The sequence below is a fragment of the Nocardiopsis exhalans genome, assembly GCF_024134545.1.
Taxonomy (GTDB): domain Bacteria; phylum Actinomycetota; class Actinomycetes; order Streptosporangiales; family Streptosporangiaceae; genus Nocardiopsis; species Nocardiopsis exhalans.
The window spans coordinates 6,134,874-6,148,646 of record NZ_CP099837.1; the positions used below are offsets into that span (position 1 = coordinate 6,134,874).

Sequence of the window (13,773 nt, forward strand, 5' to 3'; positions counted from 1 at the left end):
CCGACCCGTCCGCGCGGGTGGCCCCCAGCGGCACCGCGCGGGTTGTGTAGTCCCCGGGCGCCCACGAATCTACATATGCATCTGCATAGCAAGATGCATGTGCATTTGGCTGTGAACACGCTAGGCTTCAAGCCATGGGACATCAGGCTCCTGGCACCGCACGGACCAGGTCTGAGCGCTCCCAGAACCGGCCGTCGGGACCCGGGCCGAACACCGGGGGACCGTCGGGCCGTCGGCTCCGTGGACGCTCTCGGGGCCGGTGGGTAACCGCGCCGGCGTGGGGGAAGACCTGGGGAGGTCCCTCGCGACGAACGCCCGGCACGGCGCTTCCGGGCTCGCCACGTGGAGGGGGCGTGACGAGCCCGGGCAGCGGGCCCGCGGGCACACTGTTCGAGTGGGGGAACGCATGGGGGTAGGGCTGACTTCTGGAACCGGACGACCCGGCCGTCACCTGCCGCGTCGGGACGACCCGATCGGCTCACTCACCGGCGGGCTGTGTGAACGTCTCAGACTCAGGCCCGGACGCGGCGGGACGATCCGCGGGCGGTCCGGCCGGACCGACGCGCTCACCTTCGCCGCCACGGTCGAGCAGGCCGCGGCCGGGCTGAGCCGCCGCGGAATGTGCCTCGGGGACGTCGTGGGCGTACTCGCCCCGATCTCCCCCGACCGCTTCCTGGCCTCCTACACGGTGATGGCCGTCGGCGGACGCGCGCTGACCGTCTCCCCCGAATCCGACCTGCGCACGCAGTGCCGGGCCCTGGCCGAGACCGACGCCCGACTGCTCATGGTCAGTGAGGAACTGGCCGGAAGGGCGCTGGAGCTGGCCGAGCGGTCCCGGGTCCGGCAGGTGATCACGTTCGGGTCCGCACTGGGCACGACGCCCTTCAAGGAACTCCTGCTGCCCAGCCCGGACGGCAACGGGTACAGCCCCGCGCGCGGGCTGTTCGACAACGGACACCTGGGCTACGAGCCCGCGGGCGACGACATCCTCACCACCCTGCACACCCACAACGATCTGCTGGCCCGGTTCGCCGAACTGCGCGAGGAGCTGGCTCTGACCGCCGAGGACGTGGTGGCGGTGGGCGAGGCCGGGGACGAGGCGACCCGGCTGGCGCTGGTGGCGCTGGCGCTGTGGACCGGGGCGTGTGTGGTGGCGGGCGACGAGTGCCCTCCCCCGGAGGGACGGCGGGTGACGGTCGCGTGCGACCCCGCCCCCACCAGGATCGGCTTCCCACACGCCGGCGGGGCTCTTTAGGAAACCGGAACACCTCAACAGCCGGCGGGGTTTCGCCGGGGCGGCTCCGGGCGGCGGGAGCCAGAGCCGTGCGGAGTTACAGAGTCGTCCGGAGTCACAGTGTCGTCCGGAGTGAATGGCGGCACGGAAAGCGTTCTAGGCGGGTTCGGCGACCACGGACTCACCGGCGTCGTCGATCTCGAACCAGGCCACGTGGGTGGCCTCGCTCCAGTACTCACCGCTGCGCGTGGCGCAGCTGTCGACGATGAACTTGCCGCGCCCGAAGTCGTCGCCGTCCTCGCGGGTGTGGCCGCTTTCGGAATCGGCCGGGTCGCGATCACCCTGGTCGGCGACGGCCACGCGGAGCCGCTGGGAGTCGGAGCGGATGAACAGGGTCATCACCCCGCCGCTCTGTCCCGAGCGCGAGTGCAGCAGGGCGTTGGTGGCCAGTTCGCTGACGGCCAGCTCCGCGTCGTCCAGGGCCTCCTCGCCGTGCCCGGTCCTGGTGAGGAACTCGCGCACCCGGGCCCGGATGGACCGGACCGCGGTCAGGTTCCCCGCACAACTCCACACCGTGTGGTCGGTGACCCCACCGGTGAGCTCTCCGACGTCGATCCTCGGTGCGGTCGCCGTCGCGGCCTCTGGGGCGTCCGCGGGCACATAGTCCCGGAGTTGCCTCGCCTCAGCCATCCGGTCACTCCAATCACCCGCGTCGGGCGCGCGGGTCGCGCCGCCTGCACTCACCTTAGACAAGGGTGTACCGGGTCCAGAACAGCACACCCGTGTTCGTCTCGCCGGGGTTTGGTCACAAAACCCCGTTCCGTGTCCTCCCCGATATGGACAAAGGAAACGACCCGGGGTCCAGGACCGGCCATGTGAGGTGTAACACGCAGGCAATACCTGACCGGAACCGGCCCTCCCCCTGGGACGCACGTGACCCGGGGCGACGATCGCGGCTGTCGATTCCGCCCCGGGAGCCACCTCGCACACATCCGAGAATGGTCACCCTATGTGACCGCACCTCCGACAAAGACAGAAAATCGGCGACTAAACGCCACGTTTTCGCTACCCGGCGACAACGATGAGGACACAACAGCGGGCGGTGGAAGCGTGCCCAGCACCCCTACCACGACGTTCGGGCCGTGCACGCACGACCGTGTGTGGCACTCGCCCCTTTCGCCTGAAACCCCCCAGGCCACAGCAGGTTTCAACATCCCCTCCAGCACCATCTCGGACAGGCCGTAAGAAACCTCCCGGACATCCCCACCCCTGTCCCGACTTCGTTTGACGCTTCCTGTAGTGCGAACAAGGATCGATTGGGCCGATGCCGACCATCACCCCGGGGGCGTCCCCCCGGCAACCGCCCGTCACGGCGGTCTCGGTATCACTACAGTCCCCATCCCCAGCCCCACACGAGGTGTCCCCGTGCCTGCCATGCCCGAAGACTCCACCCCTGCTCTGAAGCACCTCACCTCCCGCCGCAGCCTGCTCAAGGCCTCCGCGGCCGGTGCGGCCGTCGTCCCGGTCCTGGCCGCCTGCGGCGGTGACTCCGAGTCCGGCGGCACCGGAGGTGACGGCGAGCCCCAGCGCGGCGGCCACCTGAAGGTCGGCGTCGCGGGCGGCGGCGCCAGCGACACGCTGGACGCGCACGCCCCCACCGACAACGTCGACATCGCGCGCAACTACGCCCTCTACGCCGCGCTGATGCGCTTCGACAACGACGGCACCATCGAGCCCTACCTGGCGGAGTCGCTGGAGCCCAACGAGGACGGCACCGAGTGGACACTGGTCCTCAGGGACGGCCTGACCTTCCATGACGAGAGCGCGGTCACCACCGACGCGGTCATGTACTCCCTCGAGCGCATCCTCGACCCCGAGAACCCCCAGCGCGGCGCGGGCGACCTCGAGGGCGTCGACCTGGACGCGAGCGAGATCGTCGACGAGCGCACCATGATCATCCGCACCGAAGAGCCCTTCGTCACCCTGCCCGAGGCGCTCGCCGAGTACTACAACTGCATCGTTCCGGAGGGCTACGACCCGGCGAACCCGATCGGCGCCGGCCCCTTCAAGTACTCCGAGTTCGAGGTCGGCGAGTACAGCGTCTTCGAGCGCCACGACGGCTTCCACATCGAGGGCCAGCCCTACGTGGACAAGCTCGAGATCATCAACTTCCCCGACGACGACGCCCGCGTGAACGCCCTCAACAGCAACCACGTACAGGTGATCAGCCAGGTCCCGCACGCGCAGGTCTCCATCATCGAGGCCGACCCCAACGTGAACATCCTCGAGTCGGAGACCGGCATGTGGCTGCCGTTCACGATGAACATCGAGGAGGCCCCGTTCGACGACGTCCGCGTGCGCCAGGCCTTCCGCCTGATCGTCGACCGCCAGGAGATGATCGACCAGGCTCTGGCCGGGTACGGCCAGATCGGCAACGACATGTACGCGCGGATGGACCCGTCCTACCCCGAGGACTTCGAGCAGCGCGACCAGGACATCGACGAGGCCAAGCGCCTGCTGGCCGCGGCCGGCTACGAGGACGGCCTGGAGGTCGAGCTGGTCACCGCCGACATCAACGCCGGTGTGATCGCCGCCGCCGAGGTCTTCCAGGAGCAGGCCCGCGAGGCCGGGGTGACCGTCAACCTGCGCCGGGTCAACTCCAGCGACTACTGGAACCCGGAGGAGGGCTTCCCCTACCCCTTCGGCCAGGACTTCTGGAGCGCCCGCGGCTACATCACCCAGACCGCCCAGGGCTCGATCGTGGGCGCCCCCTACAACGAGACCATGTGGGGCGAGCACGAGGAGTGGCTGGAGTACCTGGAGGAGGCGCGTCAGACCGCCGACCTGGACGAGCGCAACGAGCTCATCCGCAAGGCCCAGGAGATCGAGTTCGAGGAGGGCGGCTACATCGTGTGGGGCTTCGTGAACCTGCTCGACGCCCACACCGTCGCGGTGCACGGCCTGCGCCCCTCGGTCTCGGGTCACCCGCTCGGCTCCTACGCCTTCCACACCATGTGGATGGAGCAGTAGAGGGCCCCAGGCCCCCGAAGCTCCATACCGCTACCGAAAGCACACCATGACTCGACTCATCGTCGTCCGCCTCTTCTTCGGCGCACTGACGCTCTGGGCGGTGTCCCTCGTGGTCTTCGCGGCCACGCAGGCACTGCCCGGCGACGCGGCCCAGCTGATCCTGGGTCGCGACGCCACCCCGGAGCGTCTGGAAGCGCTGCGCAACCAGCTGAACCTGCACGAACCGGTTGCCGTGCAGTACATGCAGTGGCTCCAAGGGCTCCTCCAGGGCGACCTGGGCACCTCGTTCTCCAACCGGATGCCCGTCGCCGAGTACCTCGCGAGCCCCGTGAAGAGCTCACTGACCCTGATGGGCCTGGCGGCCCTGGTGGCGACCCCGATCGCGCTGGTCGTCGGCGCGTTCAGCGCCCTGCGCCGGGACCGCGCCTTCGACCACACGTCCTCCATGGGCACCCTGGTCCTGGCGTCCATCCCCGAGTTCGTGGTCGGCATCCTGCTGATCCTGTTGCTCGGCCCGGGCGGGCTGGGACTGTTCCCGTCGGTGTACGCCCGTGCGGGCGGCCCCGAGCAGTGGGTGCTGCCGGTGCTGACGCTGGCCCTGGCGGTCGCGCCGCCGATCGTGCGGATGATGCGGGCGACGATGATCGAGGTCCTGGAGAGCGAGTACGTGCAGCAGGCTCGGCTCAAGGGCATGAGCGAGCGCAAGGTGCTGTGGCGCCACGCCGCGCCCAACGCGATCGGCCCGGTCGCCCAGGTCGTCGCCCTCCAGCTGGCCTGGCTGGCCGGCGGCGTGGTGGCGATCGAGTTCCTGTTCAACTTCCCCGGTATCGGCAAGGTCCTCATGGACGCCATCGACAACCGTGACGTGCCGCTGATCCAGGCCGTGGTCCTGCTCATCGCGGGCGTCTACATCCTGGTCAACCTGATCGCCGACGTGATCGGGCTGGCGGCCAACCCGAAGGTGAGGGTCGCGAACCGATGAGTGGACCTTCGACAAGCGTGACGAGCACAACGCCCGCGCGGCGCCGCCCGGGGCTGTTCCGGACCGCGTGGCGGTTCGGCCGGACCAAGGTCGGTGTGGTCCTGACCGGCCTCATCGTCCTGATCGCCGTGGTGGGGCCGTTCGTGGCCCCCTACACCCCGACCGAGTTCGTGGCCAAGCCGTTCGAGACGGGCGTGGACGACGCCCTGTTCGGCGGTGACAACCGCGGCCGTGACGTGCTGACCCGGTTCCTGTGGGGCGGGTGGACACTGCTCCTGCTGGCCGGTTCCGCCGCCGGTATCGGTGTGGCCGCCGGAACGGTGATCGGCATCATCGCCGGTTACCGACGCGGCTGGGTGGACGACGTCCTCATGCGGACCAACGACGTGCTGCTGGCCTTCCCGCAGCTGATCGCGGCGCTGCTGGTGATGTCGATCATCGGCCCGAAGGTGTGGCTGATCGTCGCGGTCATCGCGGTCTCGCACATGCCACGGGTGGCCCGGGTGATCCGCGAGGCCACCCGCAAGGTGATCGAGCAGGACTACGTGAAGGCGGCCGAGGCGATCGGGCTGCCGCGCTGGCGGATCATGACGGTGGAGATCCTGCCGAACGTGACCAGCCCGCTGTTGGTGGAGCTGGGCCTGCGCCTGACCTACTCCATCGGCGTGGTGGCCGTGCTCGGCTTCCTCGGCATGGGCCTGCAGCCGCCGACGGCGGACTGGGGCCTGATGATCAACGAGAATCGCCAGGGCATGGCGATCCAGCCGTGGGCGGTGGCACTGCCCGTGACGGCGATCGCGGTGCTGACCGTCGGCGCCAACCTCATCACCGACGGGCTCTCCCGTGCGGCGATCGGTATCGACCGGGGGGTCGAGAAGTGACCGGGAACGAGAACTACGAGGGCGCGGAGTACCACGGCTCCGAGGGGTACTACGGCTCCGGCGACGACGAGACAGTGCTGGTGGTGGACGGGCTCACGGTGATCGGGCGCCCCTCGGACGTCGAGATCATCAGTGGTGTGTCCATCACCGTCAAGCGGGGCGAGATCCTCGGCCTGGTGGGCGAGTCCGGTTCGGGCAAGACCACCCTGGGGCTGTCCCTGCTCGCTCACTGCAAGCGCGGCACAGAAATCGTCGACGGCCATGTGCTGGTCGGCGACAAGGACCTGGCGGGTCTCACCGAGCGGGGCGTACGGGAGCTGCGCGGCCGCGCGGTGGCCTACATCCCGCAGTCGCCCGCCTCGGCGCTGAACCCGGCCCTGCGGCTGGGTGTGCAGCTGAGCGAGGCCCTGCACGACGCCTCGCTTTCGGGGGCGGAGGTCATGGAGCGGGTCCGCGAGGTCCTGCGCGAGGTGGCGCTGCCCGACGACGACGCCTTCCTGCGCCGGTATCCGCACCAGCTGTCCGGCGGGCAGCAGCAGCGGGTGGCGATCGCGATGGCGTTCGTGGGCCGACCGGACGTGATCGTGCTCGACGAGCCGACCACCGGCCTGGACGTGACCACGCAGGCGCACGTGCTGGAGACCATCCGGTCGATGACCCGCGACTACGGGACCGCCGGTGTGTACATCAGCCATGACATGGCCGTGGTCGCCGACCTGGCCGACGACATCGCGGTGATGTACCGGGGCGAGGTCGTGGAGCGCGGGCGGGCCTCGGACGTGCTGTCCGACCCGCAGCACTCCTACACCCGGCAGCTGCTGATGGCGGTGCCGCTGCTGAAGACGTCCGGGCACGAGGAGGCCGAGCCCGAGGAGGAGGAGCCGCTGCTGCGGATCTCCGACCTGGCCGCGGGGTACGGGCGTACCCAGGTGCTGACGGGGATCAACGTGTCGGTCTCCCGGGGCGAGTGCGTGGCGCTGTTGGGCGAGTCGGGTTCGGGCAAGACGACCCTGTCGCGTTCGGTGGCGGGGTTGCACCACCAGTTCACCGGGGAGATCCTCTTCGACGGGGTTCCGCTGGCCACCAGCAGCTACCGCCGTACGGCGGAGCAGCGGCGGCGGGTGCAGTACGTGTTCCAGAACCCGTACGAGGCCCTGAACCCGCGCAAGCGGGTGCGGGACCAGATCCTGGGCCCGTACCGGCACCTGGTGGGCAGGCCGGCGGACCCGGACGGTGTGGTGGCCGAGGCGTTGGAGCGGGCCGCGCTGCCCGCGTCCTACGCCGACCGCTTCCCCGAACAGCTGAGCGGTGGCGAGCGCCAGCGCGTGTGCATCGCACGCGCGGTGGCGACCGGCCCGGACCTGCTGGTGTGCGACGAGATCACGTCAGCGCTGGACGTCTCGGTGCAGGCGGAGATCGTGAAGCTGCTGCGCAACCTCCAGGACCAGGGCATGTCCCTGCTGTTCGTCACGCACAACATCGCCCTGGTCTCCAACATCGCCGACCGGGTGGCGATCCTGAACAAGGGCGAGATCGTGGAGTACGGGCCGGTGGGCGAGGTGATGTCGTCGCCGCAGCACGAGTACACGCGTGCGCTGATCGCCGACACCCCGGACTTCGAACTGTCCTTCCCGGGCGCCCCGGAGCGGCTGGGCCTGGACGTCGACGAACGGCTGCGGGACCGGCTGACCGAGGGCTAGCCCGTAAGGGTTGGGTTGAAAGAGCAGGTATGAGGGGCCGGATACGCATCCGGCCCCTCGCTTTTCGAGTTTCCCGCTGGGAACCTGGCCTGGACTGGCGTGGTGGGGTTCCCCCGTTTCCCGCCGCTTGATGGTTGCCGTCTTCGCTGCGACGGCGGCTGTCGGGAAACGGGGGAGGTGTGGTCGGGGTCGCGAACGGCCCCCAAAGGGGCCAAAGGGCCCAACGGCAACGGCCAACTACCTCGGCCTTCGGCCGGTGCCTTCCCCAGCCCGGAGCGGATCGGGCCACGTGTCGCGGCCGGTCAAGGCGGGCAACGAAAAGCGGCAGCGAAGGAGGGAGCACCCCCAGGCCCCGAGCACGGTTTCGGCCCCTTTCCCGAAGATGATCTTGCTACCAGAAGCAAGTTCAGCGCCGAACTTGCTTCTGGTAGCAAGATCACCGGGGATGAGGGGGTTTCGGAAGCAGCGGACAGCCCCCAGGCGCAGGTTACGGACACCCTGGCTTCCCCAGGGCCAACACCACAGCGCTGAACCCCAGCCTCGCCACCGGGTGTCCGATGGCACGCATGACCGGCCGCGACACGCGACCCGATCCGCGCAGAGCTGGGGAGGCTGCTTCCCTCGCTGCCGCTTTTCCGTCCGGGCGAGTGACCGGCCGCGACACGCGAACCGGTCCGCGCAGGGCTGGGGAGACCGGGGCCTTCGCTGCGGCTTTTCGTTGCTCACCTTGACCGGCCGCGACACGTCCAGGCGGTGGGCTCCGGCGTGGGGAGGGCACCGGCCGAAGGCCGCGCAGTTGGCCGTTGCCGTTGCCGTTGGGCCCCGTCAGGGCCCGGCCCGTCTGCCACCCCGGACCACACCTCCCCCGTTTCCCGACAGCCGCCAACCGCCGTCGCAGCGAAGCGGGTCAAGGTGGAGCGCCCGCAGCGAAGCGAGGACGAACGACCTTGACGCGCGCAGCGCAGACGGCCACCATCAAGCGGCGGGAAACGGGGGAACCCGAGGAACCGCACACAACGAAGGGAGCCCGGCGGCAACCAACCGGGACACGTGTCGCTTTGTCCGCCGAGCTCGGGAGACAAGGAGCCTCGCTACTGGGGCTTGTCGTTGGACATGCCGAGGTGAGCGGAGCCTGGGCACCTCGGGTCAGGGGTGGGGATCGGATTCGGGGACAGTGGCTCTGGCGGGCGGCCGGGTCATCGTCATCATGACCAGCAAGCCCAGGGCGGAGCTGCCGAACAGCAATAGCCCCATCGGGATCGCCGTGGACTCGTCCAGGCCGACCATGGGGGCGACCGCGGCGCCGATGATCATCGGGAAGGCCCCAAGCAGAGAGCTCGCGCTCCCGGCCCGGTTCTCCTGACCTTCCATGGCCAGGGCGAAGGACCCCGTGAGGACCATGCCCATGCAGGTCATGTAGACGAAGATCGGCACGACCAGGAGCACCAGCGGGCCCTGGAGGAAGGCCGTGGTGAACACCACCGCGGTGGAGGCCACCGCCACGGTCACGGCCAGAGCGAGGAGGGAGCGCTCTCCGAAACGTTCGCTGAGACGGCCTACGGCGGCGCTGCCGAGGATGATCGCGATGCCGTTCACGCCGAAGAGGAAGCCGAAGACCTGCGGGGACACCCCGTACAGGTCCTGATAGACGAAGGGCGTTCCGGCGACGTAGGCGAAGCTGCCGCCGTGCAGCAACCCCACGATGAGGGTGTAGCCGAGGTAGCGGCGGTCACGCAGGAGGACGCCCATGGTGCGCAGGCTCCCGCCGAGAGTGCTGGGGATGCGCCGTTCGGCGGGCAGGGTCTCGGGCAGGCGCAGGGCCACGACCAGGACGATCGCCGCGCCGAGCAGGGCCAGGGTCCAGAAGATGCTCCGCCAGGTCGCGGAGGGCAGCAGCAGGACTCCGCCGCCGACGACGGGGGCGACCATGGGTGCGACCGCGACGACCACCATGATCAGAGCGAAGAAGCGGGTGAGCGCGGCCCCGTCGAAGACGTCGCGGACCACTGCGCGGGAGAGCACCACGCCGGCGCTGGCGGTGAAGCCCTGGAGGAAACGGCCCAGCACGAGCACGGCGGTGTTCGGGGCGAGGGCGCACAGCGCCGATGCCAGGACGAACAGGGCGATGCAGAGCAGGAGCGGCCCCCGGCGCCCCCGGGCGTCGCTGATCGGGCCGATGACCACCTGGCCCACTGCGAGACCGACCAGGCAGGCTGTGAGGCTCAGCTGCACCTGGGAGGCGTTGGCGCCGAGGTCGGCCGAGATCTCCGGGAAGGCCGGGAGGTACATGTCGATGTTGAGCGGGCCCAGCACCGTCAGCATGGCGAGGAGGAGGGCCAGACCCAGGCGTGCGCGGCCGGTCGGGTTTCGGAGCATCGGGTCTCTCTGTGGGGGGAAGCGGCGGGAGGAGCGCGTCCACGCTACCCAGGGTCGCCTGTCCCGTTTCCTGCCCAGTCGCCAATCTGACTGTGATCTGTCAGGAATGCCACTCGTCCCACCGGTCCGGCTTCTGCGCCTGGACGGCGGTGACGGCCCCGAGTTCGCCGCACTTCCCGGCAGCGCCTTCAGAAGAGCACGGACATGACCTCCCCGACCTGGCGGAAGCCCACCCGTTGGTAGGCGGCCCGGGCCGGAGTGTTGAAGTCGTTGACGTACAGCGTCACCCGGGGCGCGATCTCGGCCAGCGCGTAGTTGACCACGGCGGCCATGCCCGCGGTGGAGTGGCCCTGGCCGCGCAGCTCCGGGTGGACCCAGACGCCCTGGATCTGGCAGACGTGCTGGGTGACGGCCCCGATCTCGGCCTTGAAGACCACGCGGCCGTTCTCGATCCGGGCGAAGGCGCGGCCGGTGCGGACCAGTTCCTCGACGCGGGCGCGGTAGAGGGCTCCGCCGTCGCCGGAGTCCGGTGGGACGCCGACCTCCTCGGTGAACATGGCGACGCAGGCGGGCACCAGGGTGTTGATCTCGGAGATGCGGACCCGGCGGACCAGCGGGTCGGGTTCGACGGAGGGCGGACCGTCGATCTCCAGGACGGGTTGGCTGGCGCGGATGGCGCGGGCGGGCCCCCAGGCGGGGGTGACCTGCTGCCAGAAGTCGTTGACCGCCTCCACCGGACCGACGATCGAAGAGCAGCGGCGGCCGCGCCAGCGGGCGTGGTCGGCGAAGCTGCGCACGGCGGTGGGTCCGGCGTTGACCGGGACGAGGTTGGCACCCGAATAACACAGGGCGGTGAGCCTGCCGCGCTCCATGTGGCCCCAGACCTCGGCGCCCACGCCGCCGCCGGAGATCCCGGTGGTCATCAGGCGCGAGGCGACGAAGACGTTGCCCACCGGGTCGGCGTCGAGTAGCTCGCGGACGGCCTCCCTGTCGCGTTCGCCAAGGATTCGAACCGCCGAGGTCCGCAGCATCGCATCTCCCCCATCTACCCGGTCACCGTGTCCGGCGGGATGCCGGAGCGGTTCGTGGGCCCACGACGAATTCGCGCCGATTCCAGCCTATTAGACCGTCTCCACTGAGTGATTTCGCTGTCCGGTCTCACCTGGTCGTTTCGAGTCCGATCGGGCCGAGGCGGTCCACCGGCGCGTGGGGGGCGCTCTGTGCGGTGCGCGGCTGGGGTTCGGGCCGTGCGTCGCAGGTCAGGTCGGGGCCTTCGACCCCGCGTTCGGGCAGGGTCAGGTCCTGGAGGTAGGCGAAGACGGTCTCGTCGACGCAGGTGTTGCCGGTGAGGGCGACGCCGTGGGTGATGCCGCCGTCCTCGATGACCAGGGAGGAGCCGGGCAGGCGGCCCCGCAGGGCGTGGGAGCCCTCGACCGGGGTGGCGCCGTCGCCGGTGGCGTGCACGATGAGCACGTCTCCGTCGTAGGCGGGGTGTTCGTAGGGTCCGTCGCCGATCTGGAACCAGGGGGCGGACTCGCCTTCCCAGGTGACACAGGGCGCGTTGTACCAGATGTTGTGCCACCCCATGAAGGGCGCGTCCTCGTGGACCGCTTCGGCGTTCGCGCGCCAGGCCTGCCAGTCACCGGGCCACTCGGCGTCGGTGCACTGGACCGCGAGGTAGCCGCCATAGCCGGGGTCACTGTCGGCGTCGTCCCCGTAGGAGTCGTGCAGGGCCAGTAGCGGGGCCGGGTCGTCGTCGTTGACCTGTGCGGCCAGAGCCCCGGCGACGGCGGGCCAGACATTGCCGCTGTAGGCGACGACGATGACGGCGCCCTCGAGTTCGGTGGGGCCGACGGTGTCGTCGAGGGGGCTCTCACGCAGTTCGGCGCGCAGGTCGTAGTAGGCGTCGGCGACCGCCTCGCGGTGGGTGCCCAGGCCGTAGGTGTCGTCGTGGCGGGCGACCCAGGCGAAGAAGTTGTGAGCGGCGCGGTCCAGGGCGCGGCTCTGCACGAGGTTGCTCTCGTACCAGGGGTTGTCCGGATTGACGACGCTGTCCAGGATCACGGCGCGCACGCTGTCCGGGTAGAGGGAGGAGTAGACGGTGCCGAGGTAGCTGCCGTAGGAGTAGCCGAGGTAGTCGACCTGTTCGAGGTCGAGGGCGATCCGGATGGCGTCCATGTCGTGCGCGGTGTCCTCGGTGCGCATGTGGTCCAGGAGCGGTCCGGCGCCCTCCGCGCAGGCGGTGGCGTAGGCCTCGGCGTCCTGGCGCAGGGCGTCCTCCTCGGCTGCGTCGGCTGGAACGGTGTCCTTGCGGACGGGGGTGAAGAAGCCGGGGTCGCAGGTGACGGAGGGGGTGGAGGCGCCCATACCGCGCGGGTCGAAGGCGACCACGTCATAGGTCTCGCGGAGTTCCGCGGGCATGCGGTTGTGGGTGTGCGCGGCCCACATGCGTCCGGCGCTGCCGGGTCCGCCGGGGTTGACCAGCATGGTGTGTTCGGCGGTGCCGGTGGCGCGGACGCGGGACAGGGCGATCTCCACGGTCTCGGCGAGGTCGTTGACGCGTTCCCCGCCGGTGGTCCGGGCCAAGGGGACGGTGATGGTCGCGCACTCGAGTTTGGCGTCACCGACCGGGTCGAGGTCCTCACAGGGCTGCCAGCCGACCGCCTTCTGGTCGATGCGGGTGGTGGGTGCGGCGGCGGTCCCGTTCTCGGCGGCCTGTGCCGTCGGCGCGGTGATCAGGGAGGCCAGGAGCACCCCGGCGGAGACAGCGGCCCACTGCGTGCCTGTTGATCGCACTCGATTACCCCCGATGACTACCGTGTTGTCCCCATGCATTGTCTCCATCACCGAATGTAATCATGGGAAGCGACACGGACCCCATCTGAGTACTCCCCCGGTAACATGTGCCCTGGTCGGATCAGACATGGACAAAGGGGCATAATGCGGCTTGATCGTGTCGATGAGCGGATCATCGCGATACTCGGCGCGGACGCGCGGATGAGTTTCGCGGAGATCGGCGGCGAGGTCGGTCTCAGCCCGTCCGCTGTGAAGCGCCGGGTGGACCGCCTGGTGGAGTCCGGCGCCGTCCGCGGTTTCACCGTGGTCGTCGAACCCCAGGCGATCGGCTGGACCACCGAGGCCTTCATCGAGCTCTACTGCCGTGCGCGCACCTCACCCAGCGAGATCCGCATCGGCCTGGCCAGCTACGCGGAGATCACCTCGGCGTGCACGGTCACCGGGGAGGCCGACGCCATAGTGCAGGTCCGCGCCCGCGACACCCAGCACCTGGAAGAGGTCATCGAGCGCATCGGCGCCGAACCCTTCGTGGTGCGCACCAAGAGCACCCTGGTGCTGTCCCGCCTGGTCGACCAGCCCATCCTCGCCGGAGCCGCCGACCTGTCCTAGGAGGTTCGGGCGGCGACCAGAGCGCCTGACGTCGCGGGGGCTGCCTTGGGGTGGCCCGGGGGATGCGCCTTCACGGTTCTGGGACTGGGAACCGGAACAAGAGAGCAGGTAGGCACAGCGAAGGACCCCGGTAGCGCCGTCAGGGAACGCTTCCGGGGTCCGGGG

10 protein-coding genes are annotated in these 13,773 nt (G+C 69.8%); 6 read left to right on the plus strand and 4 right to left on the minus strand.

Annotated features, from left to right (window positions below):
• Positions 1-406: 406 nt before the first annotated feature.
• Positions 407-1,255: an AMP-binding protein gene (locus tag NE857_RS27180; RefSeq protein WP_254422111.1), complete on the plus strand. Its 849-nt coding sequence runs from the start codon at positions 407-409 to the stop codon at positions 1,253-1,255.
• Positions 1,256-1,390: 135 nt separating this feature from the next.
• On the opposite strand, the gene NE857_RS27185 is transcribed toward NE857_RS27180, so the two are convergent.
• Positions 1,391-1,924 carry an ATP-binding protein gene (locus NE857_RS27185; RefSeq protein ID WP_017581801.1) on the minus strand — a complete coding sequence of 178 codons (534 nt, stop codon included), beginning with the start codon at positions 1,922-1,924 and terminating at the stop codon, positions 1,391-1,393.
• A 744-nt stretch (positions 1,925-2,668) separates the two neighbouring features.
• Here NE857_RS27185 and NE857_RS27190 point away from each other — a divergent pair.
• The 4 genes from NE857_RS27190 to NE857_RS27205 are packed head-to-tail and all read left to right on the plus strand — an operon-like array spanning position 2,669 to position 7,827.
• A complete protein-coding gene (locus NE857_RS27190) occupies positions 2,669-4,264 on the plus strand; it encodes an ABC transporter substrate-binding protein (protein ID WP_425572066.1) in 1,596 nt (531 codons plus the stop codon).
• A gap of 46 nt (positions 4,265-4,310) precedes the next feature.
• Positions 4,311-5,246, plus strand: a complete 936-nt coding sequence (locus tag NE857_RS27195) for an ABC transporter permease (RefSeq protein WP_254418225.1) — start codon at positions 4,311-4,313, stop codon at positions 5,244-5,246.
• Complete coding sequence (locus NE857_RS27200) at positions 5,243-6,127, plus strand: ABC transporter permease (protein ID WP_254418226.1); 885 nt, start codon at positions 5,243-5,245, stop codon at positions 6,125-6,127. The genes NE857_RS27195 and NE857_RS27200 overlap by 4 nt, the downstream gene beginning before the upstream one ends.
• Positions 6,124-7,827 carry an ABC transporter ATP-binding protein gene (locus tag NE857_RS27205; protein WP_425572067.1) on the plus strand — a complete coding sequence of 568 codons (1,704 nt, stop codon included), beginning with the start codon at positions 6,124-6,126 and terminating at the stop codon, positions 7,825-7,827. Before NE857_RS27200 ends, NE857_RS27205 begins: the two co-directional genes overlap by 4 nt.
• A 1,146-nt stretch (positions 7,828-8,973) precedes the next feature.
• Here the strand turns inward: NE857_RS27205 and NE857_RS27210 are convergent.
• From NE857_RS27210 to NE857_RS27220, 3 genes are all read right to left on the minus strand, one after another.
• Positions 8,974-10,203 carry a Bcr/CflA family efflux MFS transporter gene (locus tag NE857_RS27210; RefSeq protein ID WP_254418227.1) on the minus strand — a complete coding sequence of 410 codons (1,230 nt, stop codon included), beginning with the start codon at positions 10,201-10,203 and terminating at the stop codon, positions 8,974-8,976.
• Positions 10,204-10,391: 188 nt separating this feature from the next.
• The gene (locus NE857_RS27215) at positions 10,392-11,234 is read right to left on the minus strand and encodes a GNAT family N-acetyltransferase (RefSeq protein ID WP_254418228.1); all 843 of its coding nucleotides are present in this window, start codon (positions 11,232-11,234) and stop codon (positions 10,392-10,394) included.
• A 127-nt stretch (positions 11,235-11,361) separates the two neighbouring features.
• Positions 11,362-12,999, minus strand: coding sequence for an alpha/beta fold hydrolase (locus NE857_RS27220; protein ID WP_254418229.1), 1,638 nt, complete (start codon positions 12,997-12,999; stop codon positions 11,362-11,364).
• A gap of 144 nt (positions 13,000-13,143) precedes the next feature.
• Between NE857_RS27220 and NE857_RS27225 the strand changes: the two genes are divergently transcribed.
• Positions 13,144-13,608 (plus strand): Lrp/AsnC family transcriptional regulator, encoded by a 465-nt coding sequence (locus NE857_RS27225; protein ID WP_017581810.1) that lies wholly within the window; start codon positions 13,144-13,146, stop codon positions 13,606-13,608.
• Positions 13,609-13,773: the final 165 nt, after the last annotated feature.